Below are 23,437 nucleotides of genomic sequence, written 5' to 3'. Positions count from 1 at the left end.
CCGCTTACTCGCTTGCAGGAGAACGGCCATGAGCACTGTGATCGATGACCAGGGTCACGCCGACCACGCCCACGGCCCCGCGAAAGGGTTGATGCGCTGGGTGCTGACCACTAATCACAAGGACATCGGTACGATGTACCTGTGGTTCGCCTTTACCATGTTCCTGCTGGGCGGTTCGTTCGCCATGGTGATTCGTGCCGAACTGTTCCAGCCCGGCCTGCAGATCGTGGAGCCGGCGTTCTTCAATCAGATGACCACCATGCACGGCCTGATCATGGTGTTCGGCGCCGTGATGCCTGCCTTTGTCGGCCTGGCCAACTGGATGATCCCGCTGATGATCGGCGCGCCGGACATGGCCCTGCCGCGCATGAACAACTTCAGCTTCTGGCTGCTGCCGGCGGCGTTCCTGCTGCTGGTGTCGACCCTGTTCAGCCCCGGCGGCGGGCCGAACTTCGGCTGGACCTTCTATGCCCCGCTCTCCACCACCTATGCGCCGGAAAGCGTGACGTTCTTCATCTTCGCCATTCACCTGATGGGCATCAGTTCGATCATGGGCGCGATCAACGTGGTCGCGACCATCCTCAACTTGCGCGCACCGGGCATGACCCTGATGAAAATGCCGCTGTTCGTGTGGACCTGGCTGATCACCGCGTTCCTGCTGATTGCGGTGATGCCGGTGCTGGCCGGTTGCGTGACCATGATGCTGATGGACATCCACTTCGGCACCAGCTTTTTCAGTGCGGCGGGCGGTGGTGATCCGGTGCTGTTCCAGCATGTGTTCTGGTTCTTCGGCCACCCCGAGGTGTACATCATGATCCTGCCGGCCTTTGGCGCCGTCAGCTCGATCATCCCGACCTTCTCGCGCAAGCCGTTGTTTGGCTACACCTCGATGGTCTACGCCACGGCCAGCATTGCGTTCCTGTCGTTCATCGTGTGGGCGCACCACATGTTCGTGGTCGGCATTCCGTTGGTGGGCGAACTGTTCTTCATGTACGCCACCCTGCTGATTGCGGTGCCTACCGGGGTCAAGGTGTTCAACTGGGTCAGCACCATGTGGCAGGGGTCGCTCACCTTCGAGACGCCGATGCTGTTTGCGGTGGCTTTCGTGATCCTGTTCACCATCGGCGGCTTTTCCGGGCTGATGCTGGCGATTGCGCCGGCGGACTTCCAGTACCACGACACCTACTTTGTGGTGGCGCATTTCCATTACGTACTGGTGCCCGGCGCGATCTTCGGCATCTTCGCTTCGGCCTACTATTGGCTGCCGAAATGGACCGGCCACATGTATGACGAAACCCTCGGCAAGCTGCACTTCTGGCTGTCCTTCGTGGGCATGAACATGGCGTTCTTCCCGATGCACTTCGTGGGCCTGGCCGGTATGCCGCGCCGGGTGCCGGACTACAACCTGCAGTTCGCCGACTTCAACATGGTGTCCTCGATTGGCGCCTTCATGTTCGGCGCCACGCAGATTTTCTTCCTGTTTATCGTGATCAAGTGCATCCGCGGCGGCCCGCCTGCACCGGCCAAGCCGTGGGATGGCGCCGAAGGGCTGGAATGGAGCGTGCCCTCGCCCGCGCCGTACCACACCTTCACTACGCCGCCGGAGGTCAAATGAGTACGCTCGTGCTCCCCTGTGGGAGGGGGCTTGCCCCCGATAGCTATCTCACAGCCAATGATAGTGTCGACTGGTACACCGCCATCGGCGGCAAGCCCCCTCCCACATTGATTGTGTCCGCTTTGGGTGGGTGTCATGGCTGACGCCGTACCGATCAAGCGCCTGGTCACGCGCCTGCTCATTCTGGTGCTGGCGATGTTCGCCTTTGGCTTTGCCCTGGTGCCCATTTACGACGTGATGTGCAAGGCGTTCGGCATCAATGGCAAGACTGGCGGGCAATACGAGGGCGAGCAGGTCGTCGACCCGTCGCGCCAGGTGCGGGTGCAGTTTTTGTCCACCAACGCCATCGATATGGTCTGGGATTTCCATGCCAAGGCCGACGAAGTCGTGGTCAATCCGGGCGCTGTGACCGAGATGCTATTTGTGGCCTACAACCCCACCGACAAACCGATGACCGCCCAGGCAGTGCCCAGCATTTCCCCGGCCGAAGCGGCGATGTACTTCCACAAGACCGAGTGTTTTTGCTTCACCCAGCAAGTGCTGCAGCCAGGCGAACGTATCGAGATGCCGGTGCGCTTTATCGTCGATCGTGCGATGCCCAAGGATGTGAAGCATTTGACCCTGGCCTACACGCTGTTTGATATCACCGCGCGCCAGCCGCCCGGGGCGGCCCGCAGCGGCGGCTAGCTACTGTTTGCCCGCTCAATCAGGAGAGCGAATACATGTCGACTCATGATACGTACTACGTACCGGCGCAAAGCAAATGGCCGATAATTGCCACGATTGGCCTGTTGGTGACTGTGTATGGACTGGCCGTGTGGTTCAACGATCTCAAGGCTTTGCGCCCGGAATCCCACGGTCCGTGGATCTTTTTCGTTGGCGGCCTGTTGCTGGCGTACATGCTGTTCGGCTGGTTCGGCGCAGTGATCAAGGAGAGCCGCGCCGGTTTGTACAGCGCGCAAATGGACCGTTCGTTTCGCTGGGGCATGAGCTGGTTCATCTTTTCCGAAGTGATGTTCTTCATCGCGTTCTTCGGCGCGCTGTTTTACGTGCGCACCTGGTCGGGGCCATGGTTGGGGGGTGAAGGCCCCAAGGGCATCGCACACATGTTGTGGCCGAATTTCGAGTTCGCCTGGCCATTGCTGAACAACCCGGACCCCACGCTGTACCCGGCGCCCAAAGGCACCATCAGTCCGTGGGGCCTGCCGCTGCTCAACACCCTCCTGCTGGTGAGCTCCAGCGTGACCATCACCATTGCTCACCATGCCCTGCGCAAAGGGCATCGCGGCGCGCTGAAGATCTGGCTAGCGCTCACCGTCCTGCTGGGCCTGGCGTTTCTCGGGTTTCAGGCCGAGGAGTACATCCACGCCTATAAAGAGTTGGGCCTGACACTGGGCTCGGGCGTGTACGGCGCGACCTTCTTCATGCTCACCGGGTTTCACGGCGCCCACGTGACCATCGGCACGATCATTCTGTTTGTGATGCTGATGCGCATCCTGAAGGGGCATTTCAATGCCGAACACCAGTTCGGTTTCGAGGCGGCCAGTTGGTATTGGCACTTCGTGGATGTGGTGTGGATTGGGCTGTTTTTCTTTGTGTATGTGCTGTGAGCCGTTCTACCACGGCGCATGCGAGACCAACTGGCCGCTGAAAAAACCCCAGGCGATCAGCCCCACGGTGATTGCGGCCAACACCACACGTACGGTCAGGGCAGTGACGAGGCGGTTGGAACGACCTTCGTCCTTGACCAGAAAGAACAAGCCACTGAACAGGCTCGCAACGGTCGCGATGAGCATCAGGGCAATCAGTGCTTTGAGCATGGTCTGGCTCCGGGCCATACGGGGAGGGGGCAATGAAATCCAGTATAGCCAGTGCCCGGCAGCGCTTCAGGCCCGGCATCGCGCCGACGTTGGTGGTGCTGATGCTACTGCCGTTGATGATTGGCCTGGGGTTCTGGCAACTGTCGCGCGGTCAGGAAAAACAGCAGTGGGTCGACACCTATGCAGAGCGGCGCGCGGCGCAGCCTATTGGCAGCGAGCAGCTTGGGACAAGCGCTGATCCAGCCTTTCGCCGGGTTCATCTGCGTGGCAGCTTAGATGCTGACCACAGTGTGTTGCTCGACAACCGTATGCGCGATGGCAAGGCCGGTGTCGAGTTGCTGCAACCCTTTCACGACCAGGCCAGCGGTCTTTGGGTGTTGCTCAATCGCGGCTGGCTGCCCTGGCCGGACCGCCGCACGCCACCGGCGTTCACCACGCCGGATCAGCCGGTGAATCTGGTGGCCTGGGTGTATGTCGCTCCCGGCGAGACCTTCCAGTTGCATGTCGACCCCGCGACCGCGCAATGGCCGCGCCTGTTGACCGCGTTGCACCCCGTCGCCCTGTGGGCCGAGTTGGGCCGCAGCGGATTCGCTTTTGAACTGCGCGCCGAAGCCGGGCCCGGCACGTACGACACCCACTGGCCTGTGGTCGCCATGGGGCCGGAAAAACACCTGGGGTATGCGGTGCAGTGGTTTGCCATGTCGCTGGCGCTGCTGGCGCTCTACCTCTACCTCGGATGGCACAACGCAAAGGAGAAGCTCCATGGGAGCCGCCATGAATCCACTCAACGTGTCTGAAGCGCCTGACCGGCGTAAAGGTCGCTGGCAGTTGATCCTGATCCTGCTGATGGTGGTGGGCCCGATGGTGCTGGCGACCTTCATGTACAAACTGCAATTCTGGGTGCCGGACAGTCGCAGTTATCACGGTGAGCTGATCGGTAACGGCCAGACCCGCGCCGATATCGGCGTGCAGGCCGATGAAGGGCGCTGGCAGCTGCTGGTCACCGCGCCAGCCAGCTGCGCCGCCGATTGCCGGCAACTTGTGTATCTGGCGCGCCAGCTGCAGATCGGCCTGGGTCGCGACGCGTCCCGCGCCAGCCACGCGCTGGCCAGTGCGCAGCCGGTCGGCAACGACTACGACGCCCGGCTCAAGGCCCAATACCCGCAATTGCAGCGCTATTCACTGGACCTCTCGACCTTCAACCGCAACGCCGCCGCGCCTGGCGATGCGCAACTGTGGATCGTTGACCCCCACGGCAACCTGGTGCTGCGCTACGACGCCAAGGTCAACGGCAAGGACTTGCTCAACGACCTGCGCTTACTGCTGAAACTGTCGAACATCGGATAAGGGCATCGTCATGGCCAAGCCTGGATTTCGTCTCGCGTTGTTTGCCACCTTGCTGGCGCTGATCGTTGTGTTGCTCGGCGCCTATACCCGCTTGACCCATGCCGGCCTTGGTTGCCCGGACTGGCCGGGGTGCTATGGCTTTATCAGCGTGCCGCAAAGCGCAGCCCAACTGGCCCATGCCGAACTGCATTTTCCTGATACGCCAGTGGAGGCTGACAAGGGCTGGGCCGAGATGACCCACCGCTACTTTGCGGGCACCCTCGCCTTGCTGATCGCGCTGCTGGCGGCGCGGGCGTGGAGCCACCGGCGTGACCCCGGCCAGCCGGTGAAATTGCCGCTGTTCGCGTTGATGGTGGTGTGCGCCCAGGCAGCCTTTGGCATGTGGACGGTGACGCTGAAGCTGTGGCCGCAGGTGGTGACGGGCCACTTGTTGGGCGGCTTTGCCACCTTGAGCCTGCTGTTCCTGCTGACCCTGCGTCTGTCCGGCGTGCTGCCTGCATTGATCATACCCAGGCGCCTGCAATATTGGGCAACGGCGGGGCTGGTGCTGGTGATCGGGCAGATTGCCTTGGGCGGTTGGGTCAGCGCCAACTATGCAGCGGTGGCCTGTGTCGATTTGCCGACGTGTCACGGTCAATGGTGGCCGGCGGCGGACTTTGCCAATGGCTTTCACCTGACCCAGCATATCGGGCCTAATTACCTGGGCGGTCAACTGGACAGCGATGCGCGTACGGCCATTCATCTCACCCACCGCGTGGGTGCGGTGCTGGTCACGCTGGTGCTGCTGGGCCTGGCCTGGCAGTTGCGCGCGGTGGGCATGACGCGCCTGGCGGGCTTGCTGCTGATCGCCCTGGCGGCGCAAATCAGCCTGGGCCTGAGCAATGTGGCGTTCGGCTTGCCGCTGTCGGTGGCGGTGGCGCACAACGCCGGGGGCGCAGCGCTTTTGCTGAGCCTGGTGCTGGTCAATTATCACGCGCGCACCAGCCTGGTTCGGGTGCGCCATCCACGGCCAATCACCTGGCGGTTCATTGCGCGCAAACCGGCATCGGGCCTGATAACCCTTAAAGGAGAGATGCCATGGCGTCCTTGATCGGCGCGCGTCACGGCCAGGCGGTCTGGCGTGACTATCTGGAGCTGACCAAGCCGAAAGTGGTGGTGCTGATGCTGATCACTTCGCTGGTGGGCATGTTCCTCGCCACCCGCGCCGGGGTGCCGTGGACGGTGCTGGTGTTCGGCAACCTGGGCATTGCCTTGTGTGCGGGCGCTGCGGCGGCGGTCAACCATGTGGTGGATCGACGCATCGATGCGCTGATGGCGCGTACTCACAAACGGCCACTGGCCGAGGGGCGGGTCTCGGCCGTTGCGGCGCTGGTCTTTGCGTTGGTTTTGGCGGTGGCGGGCCTGGCGCTGTTACTGGCGTTCACCAACCCCTTGGCGGCTTGGCTGACCCTGGCTTCGTTGCTGGGCTACGCGGTGATCTACACCGGGTTTCTCAAGCGCGCAACGCCGCAGAACATTGTCATCGGCGGCCTGGCCGGTGCCGCGCCGCCGTTGTTGGGCTGGGTCGCCGTGACCGGGCATGTCAGCGCCGAGCCCCTGCTGCTGGTGTTGATCATCTTCGCCTGGACGCCGCCGCACTTCTGGGCGCTGGCCATCCATCGCAAGGAGGAGTACGCCAAGGCCGATATTCCGATGCTGCCGGTCACCCACGGCGAGCACTACACCAAGGTGCATATCCTGCTCTACACCTTCGCCCTGCTGGCGGTGAGCCTGATGCCCTACGTCATCCATATGAGCGGGTTGTTGTACCTGGCCTGTGCGACGGTATTGGGCGGGCGCTTTCTGCAATGGGCCTGGGTGCTGTACCGTGGCAGCAAGCCGCACGCGGCGGTCAGCACCTTCAAGTACTCTATCTGGTACCTGCTGTTGCTGTTTATCGCCCTGCTCGTAGACCACTACCTACTGTTGAACCTATGACTCGAACTCAAAAAACTGTCTTCATTCTTGTGGCCCTAGTGGCATTGATCATGGGCCTGACCGTCAACAAGGTGCTCTCGGGCAAGGGCCAGGGCGATCCGACCGCGCTGATCGACGCCGGCATTATCCTGCTGCCGCAAAGCCGCCAGTTGCCTGCGGTGAGCATGACCAACCAGGACGGCCAGCCGGTGCTGGTCAATGAGCTGCAAGGCAAATGGAGCCTGCTGTTCTTCGGCTACACCTTCTGCCCGGACATCTGCCCCACCACCCTCGCCCAGCTGCGCCAGATCAAGAGCGAACTGCCCAAAGAGGCGGTGGACAAGTTGCAGGTGATCCTGGTCAGCGTCGACCCGAACCGCGACACCCCGGCCCAGCTCAAGCAGTACCTGGGCTATTTCGATCCGCAGTTCCAGGGGTTGACCGGTATGAATGTGCAGGATGTGCAGAAGGTCTCGAATGCGGTGAGCATTCCCTTCATTCCCGCAGACACCAGCAAGCCGAACTACACCGTCGACCACAGCGGCAACCTGGCGCTGATCGGCCCGGATGGCACCCAGCGCGGGTTTATCCGTGCGCCGTTGAACAACCAGAAGCTGGTGGCGCAATTGCCAGTGCTGCTGCAGCGTAAATAGCTCACGACACAAAACAAATGTGGGAGGGGGCTTGCCCCCGATAGCAGCGTGTCAGTCGATGAAGCTGTTGACTGACCTACCGCTATCGGGGGCAAGCCCCCTCCCACATTTTGATCTCCAGTGTGTTGGAGATCGTTCCCACGCTCTGCGTCCGCCTTGAATCAGAACGCCGGCTTGATCGCGCCTTTGTACTTCTCTTCGATAAATTGCTTCACTTCAGGCGTGTGCAGGGCGGCAACCAGCTTCTTCACGGCGTCCGAATCCTTGTTGTCTTCGCGGGTCACCAGGATGTTGACGTAAGGCGAGTCGCTGCCTTCGATCACCAGGGCGTCCTTGGACGGGTCCAGCTTGGCTTCCAGCGCGTAGTTGGTGTTGATCAGCGCCAGGTCGACCTGGGTCAGTACGCGCGGCAGGGTGGCGGCTTCCAGTTCGCGGAATTTCAGGTTCTTGGTGTTACCGGTGATGTCCTTGATGGTCGACAGGATGTCGGTCGGGTCCTTCAGGGTGATCAGGCCATTGTTGGCCAGCAGCAACAGGGCGCGGCCGCCGTTGGTGGCGTCGTTCGGGATCACCACGTTGGCGCCGTCCGGCAGGTCGGCCAGCTTCTTGTATTTGCTCGAGTACGCGCCCAGCGGTTCCAGGTGCACGCCGCCGACGCTCACCAGGTGAGTGCCCTTGGCCTTGTTGAATTCATCCAGGTACGGCTGGTGCTGGAAGAAGTTGGCGTCCAGGCGCTTTTCAGCCACCTGTACGTTCGGCTGCACATAATCGGTGAAGACTTTGACCTGCAGGTCCACGCCTTCTTTGGCCAGCGCAGGTTTCACGAATTCGAGGATTTCCGCGTGCGGCACCGGCGAAGCAGCGACCTTGAGGGTCTCGGCATGGGCGGAAAACGCGGCAACGGCGGCGAAAGCAACCAGTAGTTTTTTCATCCAGCAAGCTCCTTGTTCGGGCATCTGCCGGCACAAGGCCGGCCATGGCCGTTATTTTCGAGAAAAGTGCACCACCAGCTTGTCGCCGACGGTTTGCAGAATTTGCACCAGGATCACCAGCATCACCACGGTGACCACCATTACATTGTCTTGGAAACGTTGGTAACCGAAACGGATCGCCAGGTCGCCCAGGCCACCGGCACCGACCACGCCGGCCATCGCCGTGTAGGAAACCAGTGTAATCGCCGTTACGGTAATTGCCGCAAAAATGCCGGGCCGTGCTTCGGGCAGCAAGGCGTTGGTGATGATTTGGCGCGTGCTGGCACCCATCGACTGCGTGGCCTCGATGATGCCGCGGTCTACTTCACGCAGGGCGGTTTCCACTAGGCGTGCAAAGAACGGTGTGGCGCCGATAACCAGCGGCGGAATCGCGCCCGCAACGCCCAGCGAGGTGGGCTCGTCCATGTATATGCCAGTGATCAGTTTGGTTAATGGAATCATCACGATCAGCAGGATGATGAACGGCAGCGAACGCAGGATGTTTACGATCAGCGACAGAAAGGCGTACAAGCCTTTCTGCTCGAACAGCTGACGTGGGCTGGTCAAGAACAACAGCACACCTATGGGCAGGCCCAGCACGACCGTGAAGAACAGCGAACCGAACAGCATGGTCATGGTATCGCCGGTGGCGAGCCAGATTTCGGACCAATCGATGTCGGCGAAGAAATTCAGGAACAGGTCCATTAGCGCAGCACCTCCATATGAACGTCGGCGGCGGTGAAGCGCGCAAACGCGGCGTCCATGTCGCCGCCGGTGACGGCGAGGGTCAATTGCCCGTAGGGAATGTCTTTGATGCGGTCGATACGACCGGCGAGGATGCTGTAGTCCACCCCCGTTTCCCGGGCGACGGTACCCAGCAATGGCGCGTAGGTCGCGTCCCCCTGGAAGGTCAGGCGCACGATACGGCCCGGTACGTGGGCGAAGTCATCGCGTTGCTCGCCTTCGTCAACCTGTTCGGCCTCCTGGACGAAGCGCTTGGTGGTCGGATGCTTGGGATGCAGGAACACGTCGGCCACCGAGCCTTGCTCGACGATCACGCCGGCGTCCATCACGGCCACCTGGTCGCAGACGCGGCGAATCACATCCATTTCATGGGTGATCAACACGATGGTCAGCTTGAGTTCGCGGTTGATCTCGGCCAACAGTTGCAGGACCGAGGCGGTGGTCTGCGGGTCGAGGGCGCTGGTGGCCTCGTCGCACAGCAGGATCTTGGGTTTGGTGGCCAGGGCGCGGGCGATGCCGACGCGCTGTTTCTGGCCGCCGGACAATTGCGCCGGGTATTTCCTGGCGTGGTCCGACAGGCCGACGCGGGCGAGCAGTTCAGCCACACGCAGGTCGATGTCCTTGCGCGACAATTCGCCGGCCAATGTCAGCGGCAGCGCCACGTTGTCGGCAACGGTCTTGGACGCCAGCAAGTTGAAGTGCTGGAAGATCATCCCGACTTGCTGGCGGAAACGGCGCAGGCCGTTGGCATCCAGCGCGGTGACTTCTTCACCATCAACCGTGATCTTCCCGCCACTGGGTTCTTCGAGGCGGTTAATCAGGCGCAGCAGGGTACTTTTTCCCGCACCCGAGTGGCCAATCAGGCCAAACACCTGGCCGTTTTCGACGCGCAGGCTGGTGGGGTGCAGGGCGGGAATATCCTTACCGGCGACGCGGTAGGTTTTATGGACGTTTTGAAACTCGATCACGTAGCGAACCTTGTGGGGCGCATGGAAAAGGGATCAGCGGTTAGCCGGGCGCGCATTTTAGCCTGTCCATCCAGCGTTTCTTAGCATTTATTTCGTATCCATCCAGCGATTTGGCAATAACGAGACCAAAGGTCATAAAAAGGGAACGGCCCAAAACCCTGTCAGTCACTACTTAGGCAATTCGATCTCCCGGGTGCCGTGCCCGGGGTTTCGCTCAAACGAGCCGGGGACCGCTCTGGCCACGTTGACTAAGGAGTTTTGACTGATGAGTACCAAGAAGCCAGCCACCCCGCCGAAGAGTGAACTCGCGGGCACTGATACCCTGGACCGAGGCAATACCAACGCCAAACTGCAGGCGCTGGAAGAATTCCGTTCCGATGCGACCGGTCAGGCCCTGCGCACCAACCAGGGCGTGAAGATCTCCGACAACCAGAACACCCTGAAGGTCGGCGCGCGCGGCCCGTCGCTGCTGGAAGATTTCATCATGCGTGAAAAGATCACGCACTTTGACCATGAGCGTATCCCGGAGCGCATCGTGCATGCACGTGGCACTGGCGCCCATGGCTATTTCCAGAGCTACGGCGACCATTCGGCGCTGACCAAAGCTGGTTTCCTACGGACGCCAGAGCATAAAACGCCGGTGTTCGCGCGTTTTTCCACGGTGCAGGGCCCGCGTGGTTCCGGTGACACCGTGCGTGACGTGCGCGGTTTCGCCGTGAAGTTTTTCACCGACGAAGGCAACTTCGATCTGGTGGGCAACAACATGCCGGTGTTCTTCATTCAGGACGCAATCAAGTTCCCCGACTTCGTGCATGCCGTTAAGCCTGAACCGCACAACGAGATTCCTACCGGCGGGTCGGCGCACGATACGTTCTGGGATTTTGTCTCGCTGGTGCCGGAGTCGGCGCATATGGTGGTGTGGGCAATGTCTGACCGCGCCATTCCAAAAAGCCTGCGTGCCATGCAGGGCTTTGGCGTGCATACCTTCCGTTTGATCAACACCGAAGGCAAATCGAGCTTTGTGAAGTTTCACTGGCGGCCGAAAGTCGGTACCTGCTCGCTGGTATGGGACGAAGCGCAAAAGTTGGCCGGTAAAGACACCGACTACCACCGTCGCGACCTGTGGGAGTCGATCGAAAGCGGCGATTACCCTGAGTGGGAGCTGGGCGTTCAGATCGTTGCAGAAGAAGACGAGCATAAGTTCGACTTCGACCTGCTCGACCCGACCAAGATCATCCCGGAGGAACTGGTACCGATCACTCCGCTGGGCAAGATGGTGCTCAACCGTAACCCGGACAACTTCTTTGCCGAGGTCGAGCAGGTTGCGTTCTGCCCGGGCCATATCGTGCCGGGTATCGACTTCACCAACGATCCACTGCTGCAAGGTCGTCTGTTTTCCTACACGGACACCCAGATCAGCCGTCTCGGCGGGCCAAACTTCCATGAGATCCCGATCAACCGCCCAGTGGCGCCGTTCCATAACGGCCAGCGCGACGCTCAGCATCGCACGGTGATCGACAAAGGGCGTGCGGCTTATGAGCCCAACTCCATCGATGGCGGCTGGCCGAAGGAAACACCTCCCGGTCCTACGGATGGTGGCTTCGAGACCTACTACGAACGCGTGGATGCCAACAAGGTGCGTGAGCGCAGTGAGTCGTTCGGCGACCACTTCTCCCAGGCCACGCTGTTCTTCAACAGCATGAGCCATCACGAGAAAGAGCACATCATCGCCGCCTACAGCTTCGAGCTGGGCAAGGTCGAGCGCGAACATATTCGTGCCCGCCAGGTGAATGAGATTCTGGCCAACATCGACCTGGAACTGGCCAAGCGCGTTGCGCAGAACCTGGGCTTGCCGGCGCCGACCAAAGGCACGGTGCCAGTGCGTGAAACGTCGTTGAAGGCATCGCCAGCCTTGAGCCAGGTGAATTTGCTGTCGGGCGACATCAAGACGCGCAAAGTGGCGATCCTGGCGGCGAACGGTGTGGACGGTGCGGCGATTGATGCACTCAAGGCAGCCCTGGAGGCTGAAGGTGCGCATGCCAAGCTGCTCGGGCCGACGTCGGCGCCTGTGACCACGGCCGATGGCAAGTCGCTGCCGGTGGATGCATCGATGGAGGGCATGCCGTCCATTGCGTTCGACGCGGTGTTTATCCCGGGCGGCAAGGAGTCGGTCAAGGCCCTGAGCGGCGACGGCGTGGCGCTGCATTACGTGCTGGAAGCGTACAAGCACCTGAAGGCCATTGCGGTCGCCAGCGATGTGAAGCCATTGCTCGATCTGTTGAAGCTGGAGGCGGATGCGGGGTTGATCGTGGGCGCGGATGCCAAGGCGTTCAAGACGTTCTTTGCGGCGATTGCCCAGCATCGGGTGTGGGAGCGGGAGCCGAAGGCTAAGGCGATTCCGGCTTAATTTGTTGGTTGTTTGTTAGATCGTCATCGGGGGCAAGCCCCCTCCCACACTTGAATGTATTCACAGTTCAAATGTGGGAGGGGGCTTGCCCCCGATGCTTTTAGTCCGTCTTACGCGGAATCAGCACAACCTGCGCCGGAATGTGCTTCAGAATCTGCCGGTGAATCTTCAGCTCATACCCCGAATCAATCCGCTTCACCCGTTTGGTCAGCAATGTGGCCAACCACGGGTAATCCTCGGTGCGTGGCACCTGGATACTGACGTCGCACTGGTAATTCACCACGTCGGTGGCGATGGCATCCAACTGATGGCGCATGGCTTCGACATCCGCCAGGTTCAGCGCCACGGTGGTGCTCGGCGCTGCCGGGTCGATGACCTTGGCGGCGGGCTTGGCTTCGGCCGCTTTCAAGGCGGCCTCGGCCTGATCCAGCTCGGCTTTGCGCGCATGACTGATGGCGCTGTTGACGCCACCGGTCAGGGCCGGAGCCTTGGGCATCAGCGCGCGGGCACGGCTTAACGCAGTGGCGGCGGCGTTGACGTCACCCTTTTGCAGCACGATCTGGCTGCGCTGCAGGTAGGCTTCGGCCAATTGCCGCTGGTAAGCCTCAAGCGCCGGGTCGTTGGGCGATTGGGACTGCAAGGTGGCGAGTTGGTCTTCGGCAGTGGCCAATTCGCTGCTGGCCAGGTTTTGCTCCAGCTGCGCGATGGCCGCAGCGCGCGGGTCCGGCGCTTCGGGAGCGGCGGGCGGCGTGCTTTGACAGGCGCCCAGCAGCAGGGAAAATGCGGCAAGGAGCAGATAACGGAAAGTGAACGGCTTCATTCCTGCGACTCTCTATTTGCGCAAAAAGCGAGCAAGTCTACACCCCTCGACGGGGCAGGACAAAACTCAGCAGAAACAGGGCGGCCGCCGACACCACAATCGACGGCCCGGCCGGCGTGTCCTTGAACCATGACAACGCCAGGCCCCCACACACTGCCAGCATGCCCAGCAGACTGGCGCCGATGGCCATTTGCTCCGGCGAACGCGCATGGCGCTGAGCGGCGGCGGCTGGAATGATCAGCAGCGAGGTAATCAACAATACGCCGACAATCTTCATCGCAACAGCGATCACCACCGCGATCAACAGCATCAACGCCAGGCGCAGGGCCGGCACGGGCAAACCTTCGACCGTTGCAAGCTCCTCGTGCACGGTGATCGCCAGCAACGGGCGCCACAGGCTCACCAGTACCACCAGCACCGCCGCGCTGCCGCCGAGGATCCATGCCAGGTCGGTAGGGCTGATCGCCAGCAGATCGCCAAACAGGTAGGCCATCAGGTCGATGCGCACTTCATGCATGAAGCTCAGTACTACCAGGCCCAGGGACAAGGTACTCGGCGCCAGGATGCCCAGCAGCGTGTCGGACGCCAGCGGCTGGCGCTGTTGCAGCGTCACCAGTAACACCGCCAGCAGCAGGCAGCCGACGGTTACGGCGATGGTCGGGCTCACGTCCAGCAGGAAGCCCATGGCCACGCCCAGCAACGCCGCATGGGACAACGTGTCGCCAAAGTACGCCATGCGCCGCCAGACCACGAACGAACCCAACGGGCCCGCCACCAACGCCAAAGCCAAGCCTGCCAGCAGGGCGTAGAGCAGAAAATCAGCCATGCTTGCAGCTATCTCCATGAACGTGGGGGGTAGAAGCGTCATCGACAACGGCGCCATGCAGATCGTGGGCGTGGTCGTGATGGTGGTGATAAATCGCCAGACTCTGGGCGTTCTTACCGAACAGCTCGACGAACGCCGGATCGCCGCTGACCTGTTCGGGGTGGCCGGAGCAGCACACGTGACGGTTGAGGCAGACCACTTGATCGGTGGTGCTCATCACCAGGTGCAAGTCGTGGGAGACCATCAGCACGCCGCAGCCATGGCGGTCGCGCAAACGGGTAATCAGGCTGTACAGCTCGGCTTGACCGGCGACGTCGACGCCTTGCACCGGCTCATCGAGCACCAGCAGCTCAGGCTCGCGCAACAGGGCGCGGGCCAGCAGCACGCGCTGCATTTCGCCGCCCGAGATGCTCTGCACCGGGCTGTCGATCACCTGTTCGGCGCCGACCTCCTTGAGCGCCGCCTGCGCGCGCGCGCGGTCGACACCCGGCACCAGGCGCAGAAAACGCAATACCGACAGCGGCAATGTGGGGTCCACGTGCAGTTTTTGCGGCATATAGCCCACGCGCAGCCGGGGCTTGCGCCACACGCTGCCGCGATCGGGCTTGAGCAGGCCCAGCACGGCGCGCACCAGGGTGGTTTTGCCGGCGCCATTGGGGCCGATCAGAGTAACGATCTGCCCCGGCTCCACGCTCAGCGCGATGTTGTCCAGCACGTGTTGCCCGGCGAACGTGACCCCCACCTGCTCCAGGCGGATTAACGCATTGCTCATCAAGCCCCCTGACAGCCCGAGCACAGGCCGACCACTTCGACCGTTTGCCCTTCGACGCTGAAGCCGACTTCGGCGGCGCTTTTGATGATGGCATCACTGATGCTTTTCTGTTCAAGCTCAATGGCGGCGTGGCACTCGCGGCAAATCAGGAACTGGCCCTGATGCGCGTGTTCCGGGTGGTTACAGCCGACAAAGGCATTGAGCGAGGCGATACGGTGCACCAGGCCGTTTTCCAGCAGGAAATCCAGCGCACGGTAAACCGTAGGCGGCGCGGCGCGGCGGCCGTCCTGTTCGCTGAGGACGCCGAGGATGTCGTAGGCGCCCAGCGGCTTGTGGCTTTGCCACACCAGCTCCAGCACGCGTCGACGCAGCGCGGTCAGGCGCAAGCCCTTCTGCGCGCATAGGGTGTCGGCCTCCGACAGCGCGCTGTGAACGCAGTGGGAATGGTCATGGGGACGGCTGGCAAGCGGTGTTATAGGCATGAGCGGCGACAGATATTTGATAGAGACGTTATTATGTTACCTGTTCCTACGCCATTGAGTGGTCATCGTGTCCCGACTTTTTCCCGTTTTTGTCGTATTTGTCACCAGTTTGTTCGTGGCTGGCGCCGCTCAGGCCGAGGTCAAGGTGCTGACCAGCATCAAGCCGCTGCAACTGATCGCCGCGGCTGTGCAGGACGGGGTGGCCGTTCCAGAGGTGTTGCTGCCGCCGGGTGCGTCGCCGCATAACTTTGCATTGCGCCCATCCGACGTACGGCGCGTGCAGTCGGTCGACTTGCTGTACTGGATCGGGCCGGACATGGAAACGTTCCTGCCGCGTGTGCTGAAGGGCCGCACGGCTGCGACGGTGGCCGTGCAGGATCTGCCAGGCATGAAACTGCGCCGTTTCGGCGAAGATAGCCACTCCCATGCCGACGAAGCCGACGAGCATGATCACGATCATCGCCCTGGCAGCGTCGATGCGCATCTGTGGTTGTCGACGGTGAACGCGCGCGTCATCGCCGCGCGGATGGCGGCTGACCTCAGTGCGGCCGACCCGGCCAACGCCGAGCGTTATCAGAGCAACGCCAAAGCCTTCGAGGGTCGCCTGGATGCGCTGGATATACGCCTGAAAAAGCGTCTGGCAGGCGTTGAAGGCAAGCCTTACTTTGTCTTTCACGAAGCCTTTGATTACTTCGAAGACGCTTACGGCTTGAAGCACGCCGGCGTGTTCAGCGTTGCCGCCGAAGTGCAGCCCGGGGCCCAGCATGTGGCGGCGATGCGTACGCGGTTACAGGAAGTGGGCAAGACTTGCGTGTTCAGCGAGCCGCCGTTGCGGCCACGATTGGCTGAAACATTGGTTGCCGGGTTGCCGGTTAAATTGGCAGAGCTGGATGCGCTGGGCGGCTACACCCCGGCCACTGCTCAGGGTTATGAGCAGGTGCTGGAGAAATTGGGCAACGACCTGGCCGGGTGCCTTGAATCACTCTGACAGTCGCCGTAAATCAAGTGTGGGAGGGGGCTTGCCCCCGATGAGGGAGTGTCAGTGAATACATCAGTGACTGACCCACTGTCATCGGGGGGCAAGCCCCCTCCCACACTTTTTTAGAGCGCGAACGGCAGATGCACAGTGGCCTGTTGGCGTTGCAGCAAGCGAAGCTCGAACTCGGCAGGATCGTGGATGAGCACATCCTGCCCGGCAAACGACTCGGCTGCGATCAGGCGCGACAGCCAGAACCGCACGCACGCCACGCGCAGCAGGGTCGGCCATAGCTCGGCTTCCTTGGCGGTAAACGGCCGCAACCCCGCATAAGCGCCCAGCAGCGCGCGGCCGCGTTGCCCATCAATCACGCCATGGGCGTCCGAACACCAGTCATTCAAGGCGATGGCGACGTCATACAGCATCGGCCCCGAGCAGGCGTTGTAGAAGTCGATCAGGCCGGTCAGGTGCGTGCCTTCGAACATCGCGTTGTCGCGGAACAGGTCGGCATGAACGTTGGCGCGCGGCAGGGCGAGAATCTGCGCCTTGTGGGCTTCTATCTCGTTTAATGCGTCCCGCAGCAGGCGCTGTTGTGCGTCGTTGAGGTGCGAAATCAGCTTTGCACCCTCACTGAGCATCCAGTCCAGCCCGCGATCGGTCTTGCGTTCCAGTACCTTGTCGCCCTGGGTTGCCAGGTGCAGGTGGCCGAGCAGGTCGCCGACCTGGGCGCAATGCTGGGCGTTGGCGTCCTTGATGTGCTTGCCGGCCAGGCGCGGTTGCAGCAAGGCAGGTTTGCCCTTGAGTTCGCGCAAAGCGCTACCGTCGGTAGTGCGCAGGGCGTATGGCACCGGCAGGTCGGCGTTGTGAAGCACGTCGAGCAGTTCGATGAAGAACGGCATTTCTGCCACGGGGCCCCGCTCGACCAGGGTCAGGACGAACTCGCCCTGCTCCAGGCTGATAAAGAAATTGGTATTTTCGCTACCGGCGGCAATCCCCTGGAAATCAAGCAGGCGGCCGAGCCCGTAAGGGGCAAGAAAGGTTTCCAGCTCGGGCCGAGCCAGGGGGGTGAACACAGACATGGTTAAAACTGCCATTACGGGCGCCGCTCAGGGCAGCGCCGGTTGAAATTAGGGAATCATTTCCATTCGAAGATCTTCCATGACGGGATCAGCATATCCGGCTGGTCAGAACGGATGAAGTTCGCGTCGGTTCCATCCGCGCGTACCAGGAAATACGGTGGAGCCCCTTTTGGCGTTACCTTGATGGCGTACAGGAAGCCGTTTTGACGGTACTCCTGGATGGTCTTGTCGCCCTCCGTGCGAATGGTCACTTCCGGATCTCCCGACGGGGCATCGTCTGCCGCCATGGCAGCCATCGGAGCAAGTGCAATCAAGCCAGTGAACAGCAGGCGATTGAATGTACGCATGATAACCTTGTCCCTTTGTTTTCATTGGTCCGGCTATTCTAGCGCCTGACCCGCCGAAAAGGTTGATCCTGCTCATGAGCCAAGCGCCCCTCGTCCTGGTGGACGGTTCTTCTTATCTGTACCGCGCCTTCCACGCGCTGCCACCGCTGACCACCTCCAAAGGCCTGCCGACCGGTGCGGTCAAGGGCGTGTTGAACATGCTCAAGAGCCTGCGCAGGCAATACCCGGACAGCCCGTTCGCCGTGGTATTCGACGCCAAGGGCGGGACCTTTCGCGATGAAATGTTCGCCGACTACAAGGCCAATCGCCCGAGCATGCCCGATGACATGCGCCTGCAGATCGAGCCCCTGCACCAGAGCGTGATCGCCCTGGGCTTCCCGTTGCTGTGCGTCGAAGGCGTCGAGGCCGATGATGTGATCGGCACTCTGGCCCGCAGCAGCGCCGCCGCTGACCGCCCGGTGGTGATCTCCACCGGCGACAAGGACATGGCGCAACTGGTGGACGGGCACATTACCTTGGTCAACACCATGACCGGTAGCTCGATGGACATCGAGGGCGTAAAGGAGAAATTCGGCGTCGCTCCGGAGCAGATCATCGATTATCTGGCGTTGATGGGCGACTCCTCCGACAACATCCCTGGCGTTCCCGGCATTGGTCCGAAGACCGCCTCCGGTTTGCTGGTGGGGGTGAATGGCGGCCTGAAAGAGCTGTATGAGCAGTTGGACATTGTGCCGACCCTGCCGATTCGTGGCGCCAAGACGCTGCCGGCCAAGTTGGAAGAGCACAAGGAGATGGCGTTCCTGTCCTATCGGCTGGCGACGATCAAAATCGACGTGCCCCTGGACATCGGCCTGGACGACTTGCACCTGATCGAGCCCGATCGCGAAAAGTTGCTGGAGTTGTACACGCTGCTTGAGTTCAAGAGCTGGTACGACGAGATTCAGCGCGATAGCAAGCGTGTCGAACTCAAGGCGGCCAACGAAATTGCACCTGCCGCCGAGGTGCCTGCCGAGGCGGTTATCGCAGTGCCCGTGGAGACGGTGTACACCACCATACTTGACCAGGCCACGTTCGATCTGTGGCTGAAGAAACTCCACGACGCGACGTTGTTTGCCTTCGATACCGAGACCACCGGGATCGACGCCCAACAGGCCCAATTGGTAGGGCTTTCGTTTGCGGTGCAGGCCCACGAAGCCGCCTATATCCCGCTGACGCATGCCTACACGGGCGCGCCGGAGCAATTGGACCGCGACACCGTACTGCTGGCCTTGAAGCCCTTGCTGGAAGATCCGGCCAAGCTCAAGGTCGGCCAGCACGCCAAGTTCGACATGAACATCCTGGCCAACTGCGCCATCGGTGGCGACCCGGCGCAGGGCATCACCGTGCGCGGCATCGCCTTCGATACCATGCTCGAATCCTACGTGCTGAACTCCACCGCGACCCGCCATGACATGGACAGCCTGGCAAAGAAGTACCTGGACCACGCCACCGTCAGTTTCCAGGACATCGCCGGCAGGGGCGCCAAGCAGCTGACCTTCGACCAGATCGCCCTGGAGCAAGCCGGGCCCTACGCGGCCGAAGATGCCGACGTGACCTTGCGCCTGCATCAGGAACTGCACGCGAAGTTGACCGCGATCCCGAGCCTGGCCAGTGTGCTGACGGATATTGAAATACCGCTGGTGCCGGTGCTGGCGCGTATCGAGCGCCAGGGCGCCCTGGTGGACAAGGAGCTGCTGGGCATCCAGAGCATCGAGCTGGGCAACAAGATGGTCGAGTTGGAGCGCCAGGCCTTTGAAATCGCCGGCGAGGAATTCAACCTGGGGTCGCCCAAGCAGCTTGGAGCGATTCTCTACGAGAAACTCGGCATGCCGGTACTGAAAAAGACCGGCAAGGGGCAGGCATCCACCGCCGAAGAAGTGCTGGCCAAACTGGCCGAGGATGATTTTCCGTTGCCCAAGGTACTCATGCAGTACCGCAGCATGAGCAAGCTCAAAAGCACCTACACCGACCGCCTGCCGGAACAGATCAACCCGCGTACCGGGCGTATTCATACGTCCTACCACCAGGCGGTGGCGGCGACCGGGCGTCTGTCTTCCAGCGATCCAAACCTGCAGAACATCCCGGTGCGCACGGCCGAGGGGCGACGCATTCGCCAGGCGTTTATCGCGCCCAAGGGTTACAAGCTGCTGGCGGCGGACTACTCGCAAATCGAACTGCGGATCATGGCGCACCTGTCGAAGGACGAAGGCTTGATGAATGCCTTTCGCAACGACCTGGACGTGCACACCGCCACGGCTGCCGAAGTTTTCAAGGTTGAATTGACCGAGGTCACCTCCAACCAGCGCCGCAGCGCCAAGGCGATCAACTTCGGCCTGATCTATGGCATGGGCGCCCAGAAGCTCGGCAAGGACATTGGCGTCGACACCAAGACCGCCAAGGCCTATATCGATGTGTACTTCGCCCGCTACCCCGGGGTGCGCGAGTACATGGAGCGCACCCGTGCCCAGGCAGCGGACCAGGGCTATGTGGAAACCTTCTTCGGACGGCGCCTGTACTTGCCGGACATCAACTCCAACAAGCCCCAGGAGCGCGCAGCGGCAGAACGCACCGCGATCAACGCGCCGATGCAGGGCACGGCAGCGGACATCATCAAAAAAGCCATGGTGAAGGTGGACAACTGGCTGACCGAGTCGAGCCTGGATGCCAAGGTCATCCTCCAGGTGCACGACGAACTGGTACTGGAAGTCCGTGAGGATCTGGTCGCCGAGGTCAGCGAGAGAATTCGCGAGCACATGAGCGCTGCGGCTCAGCTGGACGTACCCCTGGTGGTGGACGTGGGCGTTGGCGATAACTGGGACGAGGCCCATTGATCCTGCTGCTTCGCCATCGCAACGGGTGATGGCGAAGCGCTTTGGATCGGAAGCCGCCGTCAGTTATTTCCAAGTGTTTTTCGAGCTTGCCGGAACTTAACCTGTGAACTGACACTCAGAGTTACTGAATGGGTGGTGAAGCCCTTCAATGCTCCTATGTTGTGTTAAGTGTTGGCAGATATCCGGGCCCCGCCCTAGCGGTCCGGAACTTGGACCCCGAACTTCCCCTCCCCATACGAAGTCCGGGGTTTTTTTTGCCTGCAGAAAAGTTATTCGGCGATTTCCGCGCCCTTGTCCGCCAATTCCATCCAGCCGGCCAGTACGGTGTAGGCGTCTTCCAGGCCCATGCGCTTTGGCGCGGAGAACAATTGGATGGTGATCGCATCGCCCCAACCCTTGCGGATTTCAGACTGCACTTTGAGCAGGGTGTTCTTGGCCGCGCCGTAGGTCAGCTTGTCGGCCTTGGTCAGCAGGATATGCATCGGCATGCCGCTGGCGACTGCCCAATCGAGCATCAACAGGTCGAAATCGGTCATTGGATGACGAATGTCCATCATCAGGATCAGACCCTTCAAACTCTCCCGGCCACCCAGGTAAGCCTCCAGGTGACGCTGCCAGTGCAGCTTCAGCGGGATAGGGACTTTTGCATAACCGTAGCCCGGCAGGTCGACCAGACGCCGATCATCGTCTAGCTTGAAGAAATTGAGTAACTGCGTGCGACCCGGGGTTTTCGAGGTACGCGCCAGGCTGGCATGGGTGAGCGTGTTCAGTGCGCTGGACTTGCCGGCGTTGGAACGGCCGGCAAAGGCGACTTCAAAGCCTTCGTCATCGGGGCATTGGTCCACTTTGGCGGCGCTGAGCATGAAGGTGGACTGTTGGCACAGGCCAAGGATGGGATTCTTGAGTTGCATGAGTTTTCCGATGTGAGCGGTGCCGAAAAAGGGTGCGGCAAGCGGTGTCGTTTCCGTTTCAGTAGCGCCAGTATATAATGCCGCAGATTTTGTGTGTGCTTTGTCCCAGCGAAGGATGAAGTTCACGGGAGCGAAAAGACCTTTATTGCGCATTAGAACGCAAAACGCTCTCAAACCCTGAAAAGGTCGATGTATGACCTGATGGTGACTCGCTTCGGTGTCCTGATCGCGCCTGTAAGACGCTCAGGCTACACAGGAACCGGAAGCGCTGTACAACCGAGTTTGCGTGGTTACGCTGATGCAACGCGTGACCCGGGGTTTCAAGGCAATGCCGCCGCGTGGTTTGTGCATGGACTGCAGTACTGAGGATTACCAGGCCATCAATGAGTTGATGGTGAGTAAACCCGGTAGATAACTCTTAAACCCTTAGCCGTAGTTGGATTAGCTGATGAACAAACTGATCGTGAGTCTGCTGTTGACCTTGGGCATCACCGGTGTTGCCCATGCTGCAGGCGACGCTACCGCGGGGCAGGCGAAAGCCGCCGTGTGTGGTGCTTGCCATGGACCGGACGGTAACAGCCCGGCGCCGAACTTTCCCAAACTGGCAGGCCAGGGTGAACGTTACCTGGCCAAGCAGATGCACGACATCAAGGATGGCAAGCGCGTGGTGCTGGAAATGACCGGCTTGCTGGCCAACTCCAGTGATCAGGACATCGCTGACATCGCGGCGTATTTTGCCAGCCAGAAAGGCAGTGTGGGAGCTGCTGATCCGAAACTGGTCGCTCGTGGCGAGAAACTGTTCCGTGGCGGTGACCTGGACAAGGGCCTGCCCGCCTGCACTGGCTGCCATTCGCCCGATGGCGCAGGCAACGCCGCCGCCGGCTTCCCGCACTTGAGCGGCCAGCACGCTGCCTACATCGCCAAACAGCTGACCGATTTCCGCAAGGAAGAAGCCGGCCGGGCCAATGATGGCGACGCAATGACCATGCGCACCATCGCCCGCAAATTGAGTGATGAAGACATTGCAGCAATCTCCAGTTACATCCAGGGCTTGCACTGACAGCCTGCAACGTTAACGCTCGATTAATCCATCGATGCAAGCATAAAAAGGGTGGCCAAGGCCGCCCTTTTTTGTGGCCGCTGCCGTTACACTAACGAACTCATGTCCGCGTAGACCTGTCACACCTAAAGGTCGCGTGAGGCGACTTTATTTGTCCAGGAGTAAAGCATGCGTAATCTGATCCTCAGCGCCGCTCTCGTCACTGCCAGTCTCTTCGGCATGACCGCGCAAGCCGCCGACGTGCCGCTTGAAGCCGGTAAAACCTACGTTGAATTGACTAACCCGGTCCCGGTGTCGGTGCCCGGCAAAATCGAGGTGGTGGAGCTGTTCTGGTACGGCTGCCCGCATTGCTACGCCTTTGAACCGACCATCAACCCCTGGGCCGAAAAGCTGCCGACGGACGTGAACTTCAAGCGCATTCCGGCCATGTTCGGCGGCCCATGGGATGCTCACGGCCAGCTGTTCCTGACCCTGGAAGCCATGGGTGTGGAGCATAAGGTCCACAACGCGGTATTCAACGCGATCCAGAAAGAAGGCAAGCGCCTGACCAAGCCAGACGAAATGGCTGACTTCGTCGCCACCCAGGGCGTCGACAAAGACAAGTTCCTGGCCACCTTCAATTCCTTTGCCATCCAGGGCCAGATCAAACAGGCCAAGGAACTCGCGCAGAAGTATGGCGTGCAAGGCGTACCGACCCTGATCGTCAACGGCAAGTACCGTTTCGACCTGGGCAGTACCGGTGGCCCTGAACAAACCCTCAATGTCGCCGACCAGCTGATCGCCAAAGAGCGCGCAGCCAAGTAAGGGGCTCGC

The 23,437-nt window shown here is 61.1% G+C and carries 25 protein-coding genes; 14 read left to right on the top strand and 11 right to left on the bottom strand.

Features of this window, described 5'->3' with window-relative positions:
- Positions 1-28 precede the first annotated feature (28 nt).
- The 3 genes from ctaD to PspCFBP13528_RS00270 all read left to right on the top strand — a co-directional run bounded on the left by ctaD (position 29) and on the right by PspCFBP13528_RS00270 (position 3,225).
- Positions 29-1,615, top strand: a complete 1,587-nt coding sequence (ctaD, locus tag PspCFBP13528_RS00280; protein WP_065953386.1) for a cytochrome c oxidase subunit I — start codon at positions 29-31, stop codon at positions 1,613-1,615.
- 135 nt (positions 1,616-1,750) lie between these two features.
- Positions 1,751-2,302 carry a cytochrome c oxidase assembly protein gene (locus tag PspCFBP13528_RS00275; protein WP_101220833.1) on the top strand — a complete coding sequence of 184 codons (552 nt, stop codon included), beginning with the start codon at positions 1,751-1,753 and terminating at the stop codon, positions 2,300-2,302.
- 35 nt (positions 2,303-2,337) lie between these two features.
- Positions 2,338-3,225 carry a cytochrome c oxidase subunit 3 gene (locus tag PspCFBP13528_RS00270; protein WP_065953388.1) on the top strand — a complete coding sequence of 296 codons (888 nt, stop codon included), beginning with the start codon at positions 2,338-2,340 and terminating at the stop codon, positions 3,223-3,225.
- Between the two features lie 6 nt (positions 3,226-3,231).
- Here PspCFBP13528_RS00270 and PspCFBP13528_RS00265 read toward each other — a convergent pair whose 3' ends face one another.
- Positions 3,232-3,435 carry a twin transmembrane helix small protein gene (locus tag PspCFBP13528_RS00265; RefSeq protein ID WP_057725706.1) on the bottom strand — a complete coding sequence of 68 codons (204 nt, stop codon included), beginning with the start codon at positions 3,433-3,435 and terminating at the stop codon, positions 3,232-3,234.
- 32 nt (positions 3,436-3,467) lie between these two features.
- Here PspCFBP13528_RS00265 and PspCFBP13528_RS00260 point away from each other — a divergent pair, with 32 nt between their 5' ends.
- From PspCFBP13528_RS00260 to PspCFBP13528_RS00240, 5 genes are read left to right on the top strand one after another with little or no spacing between them, the layout of a single operon-like run.
- Positions 3,468-4,232 carry an SURF1 family protein gene (locus PspCFBP13528_RS00260; protein WP_137199451.1) on the top strand — a complete coding sequence of 255 codons (765 nt, stop codon included), beginning with the start codon at positions 3,468-3,470 and terminating at the stop codon, positions 4,230-4,232.
- Positions 4,198-4,782 carry a hypothetical protein gene (locus PspCFBP13528_RS00255; protein WP_101220832.1) on the top strand — a complete coding sequence of 195 codons (585 nt, stop codon included), beginning with the start codon at positions 4,198-4,200 and terminating at the stop codon, positions 4,780-4,782. The genes PspCFBP13528_RS00260 and PspCFBP13528_RS00255 overlap by 35 nt, the downstream gene beginning before the upstream one ends.
- A gap of 10 nt (positions 4,783-4,792) precedes the next feature.
- Positions 4,793-5,872, top strand: coding sequence for a COX15/CtaA family protein (locus PspCFBP13528_RS00250; RefSeq protein ID WP_101220831.1), 1,080 nt, complete (start codon positions 4,793-4,795; stop codon positions 5,870-5,872).
- Positions 5,860-6,759 (top strand): heme o synthase, encoded by a 900-nt coding sequence (gene cyoE, locus PspCFBP13528_RS00245; protein WP_137199450.1) that lies wholly within the window; start codon positions 5,860-5,862, stop codon positions 6,757-6,759. Before PspCFBP13528_RS00250 ends, cyoE begins: the two co-directional genes overlap by 13 nt.
- A complete protein-coding gene (locus PspCFBP13528_RS00240; RefSeq protein ID WP_065953392.1) occupies positions 6,756-7,391 on the top strand; it encodes an SCO family protein in 636 nt (211 codons plus the stop codon). Before cyoE ends, PspCFBP13528_RS00240 begins: the two co-directional genes overlap by 4 nt.
- A 161-nt stretch (positions 7,392-7,552) precedes the next feature.
- Here the strand turns inward: PspCFBP13528_RS00240 and PspCFBP13528_RS00235 are convergent, their stop codons facing one another.
- Genes PspCFBP13528_RS00235 through PspCFBP13528_RS00225 form a run of 3 tightly spaced genes read right to left on the bottom strand, consistent with a single transcriptional unit; the run spans position 7,553 to position 10,074 of the window.
- On the bottom strand, positions 7,553-8,323 hold the full coding sequence (locus PspCFBP13528_RS00235) for a MetQ/NlpA family ABC transporter substrate-binding protein (protein WP_137199449.1): 771 nt from the start codon (positions 8,321-8,323) through the stop codon (positions 7,553-7,555).
- Positions 8,324-8,374: 51 nt separating this feature from the next.
- Positions 8,375-9,067, bottom strand: coding sequence for a methionine ABC transporter permease (locus PspCFBP13528_RS00230; protein WP_038851116.1), 693 nt, complete (start codon positions 9,065-9,067; stop codon positions 8,375-8,377).
- Complete coding sequence (locus PspCFBP13528_RS00225) at positions 9,067-10,074, bottom strand: methionine ABC transporter ATP-binding protein (RefSeq protein WP_101220829.1); 1,008 nt, start codon at positions 10,072-10,074, stop codon at positions 9,067-9,069. Before PspCFBP13528_RS00225 ends, PspCFBP13528_RS00230 begins: the two co-directional genes overlap by 1 nt.
- Positions 10,075-10,339: 265 nt before the next feature.
- Between PspCFBP13528_RS00225 and katE the strand changes: the two genes are divergently transcribed.
- The gene (gene katE, locus PspCFBP13528_RS00220) at positions 10,340-12,481 is read left to right on the top strand and encodes a catalase HPII (RefSeq protein WP_065953394.1); all 2,142 of its coding nucleotides are present in this window, start codon (positions 10,340-10,342) and stop codon (positions 12,479-12,481) included.
- A gap of 100 nt (positions 12,482-12,581) precedes the next feature.
- Here the strand turns inward: katE and PspCFBP13528_RS00215 are convergent, their stop codons facing one another.
- The 4 genes from PspCFBP13528_RS00215 to PspCFBP13528_RS00200 are packed head-to-tail and all read right to left on the bottom strand — an operon-like array spanning position 12,582 to position 15,381.
- A complete protein-coding gene (locus tag PspCFBP13528_RS00215) occupies positions 12,582-13,301 on the bottom strand; it encodes a PA5502 family lipoprotein (RefSeq protein WP_065953395.1) in 720 nt (239 codons plus the stop codon).
- 37 nt (positions 13,302-13,338) lie between these two features.
- Entirely contained in the window at positions 13,339-14,127 is a 789-nt protein-coding gene (gene znuB, locus PspCFBP13528_RS00210; RefSeq protein WP_065953396.1) for a zinc ABC transporter permease subunit ZnuB, read from the bottom strand.
- Complete coding sequence (gene znuC, locus PspCFBP13528_RS00205; protein WP_065953397.1) at positions 14,120-14,899, bottom strand: zinc ABC transporter ATP-binding protein ZnuC; 780 nt, start codon at positions 14,897-14,899, stop codon at positions 14,120-14,122. Before znuC ends, znuB begins: the two co-directional genes overlap by 8 nt.
- A complete protein-coding gene (locus PspCFBP13528_RS00200) occupies positions 14,899-15,381 on the bottom strand; it encodes a Fur family transcriptional regulator (RefSeq protein ID WP_101220827.1) in 483 nt (160 codons plus the stop codon). Before PspCFBP13528_RS00200 ends, znuC begins: the two co-directional genes overlap by 1 nt.
- Positions 15,382-15,439: 58 nt before the next feature.
- Here PspCFBP13528_RS00200 and PspCFBP13528_RS00195 point away from each other — a divergent pair, with 58 nt between their 5' ends.
- Complete coding sequence (locus tag PspCFBP13528_RS00195) at positions 15,440-16,369, top strand: zinc ABC transporter substrate-binding protein (protein ID WP_065953399.1); 930 nt, start codon at positions 15,440-15,442, stop codon at positions 16,367-16,369.
- A gap of 113 nt (positions 16,370-16,482) precedes the next feature.
- Here the strand turns inward: PspCFBP13528_RS00195 and PspCFBP13528_RS00190 are convergent, their stop codons facing one another.
- Together PspCFBP13528_RS00190 and PspCFBP13528_RS00185 are read right to left on the bottom strand one after the other, a co-directional pair.
- Positions 16,483-17,436, bottom strand: a complete 954-nt coding sequence (locus PspCFBP13528_RS00190; protein WP_137199448.1) for a homoserine kinase — start codon at positions 17,434-17,436, stop codon at positions 16,483-16,485.
- Between the two features lie 56 nt (positions 17,437-17,492).
- The gene (locus tag PspCFBP13528_RS00185; RefSeq protein ID WP_057725690.1) at positions 17,493-17,783 is read right to left on the bottom strand and encodes a DUF2782 domain-containing protein; all 291 of its coding nucleotides are present in this window, start codon (positions 17,781-17,783) and stop codon (positions 17,493-17,495) included.
- Between the two features lie 74 nt (positions 17,784-17,857).
- On the opposite strand from PspCFBP13528_RS00185, the gene polA reads away from it, so the two are divergent.
- Positions 17,858-20,653, top strand: a complete 2,796-nt coding sequence (polA, locus tag PspCFBP13528_RS00180; protein ID WP_137199447.1) for a DNA polymerase I — start codon at positions 17,858-17,860, stop codon at positions 20,651-20,653.
- A gap of 269 nt (positions 20,654-20,922) precedes the next feature.
- Here the strand turns inward: polA and yihA are convergent, their stop codons facing one another.
- A complete protein-coding gene (gene yihA, locus PspCFBP13528_RS00175) occupies positions 20,923-21,564 on the bottom strand; it encodes a ribosome biogenesis GTP-binding protein YihA/YsxC (RefSeq protein WP_042943980.1) in 642 nt (213 codons plus the stop codon).
- A 268-nt stretch (positions 21,565-21,832) separates the two neighbouring features.
- Between yihA and PspCFBP13528_RS27730 the strand changes: the two genes are divergently transcribed.
- The 3 genes from PspCFBP13528_RS27730 to dsbA all read left to right on the top strand — a co-directional run bounded on the left by PspCFBP13528_RS27730 (position 21,833) and on the right by dsbA (position 23,428).
- Positions 21,833-21,979, top strand: coding sequence for a cytochrome C (locus PspCFBP13528_RS27730; RefSeq protein ID WP_083218076.1), 147 nt, complete (start codon positions 21,833-21,835; stop codon positions 21,977-21,979).
- A 33-nt stretch (positions 21,980-22,012) separates the two neighbouring features.
- Positions 22,013-22,624, top strand: coding sequence for a c-type cytochrome (locus PspCFBP13528_RS00165; RefSeq protein WP_065953402.1), 612 nt, complete (start codon positions 22,013-22,015; stop codon positions 22,622-22,624).
- Positions 22,625-22,792: 168 nt separating this feature from the next.
- Positions 22,793-23,428 (top strand): thiol:disulfide interchange protein DsbA, encoded by a 636-nt coding sequence (gene dsbA / locus PspCFBP13528_RS00160; protein WP_065953403.1) that lies wholly within the window; start codon positions 22,793-22,795, stop codon positions 23,426-23,428.
- The last annotated feature ends 9 nt before the right edge of the window (positions 23,429-23,437 follow it).

The sequence above is a fragment of the Pseudomonas sp. CFBP13528 genome (assembly GCF_005233615.1).
Lineage (GTDB): Bacteria > Pseudomonadota > Gammaproteobacteria > Pseudomonadales > Pseudomonadaceae > Aquipseudomonas > Aquipseudomonas fluorescens_AM.
This window is presented reverse-complemented; position numbering and strand designations above follow the sequence as displayed.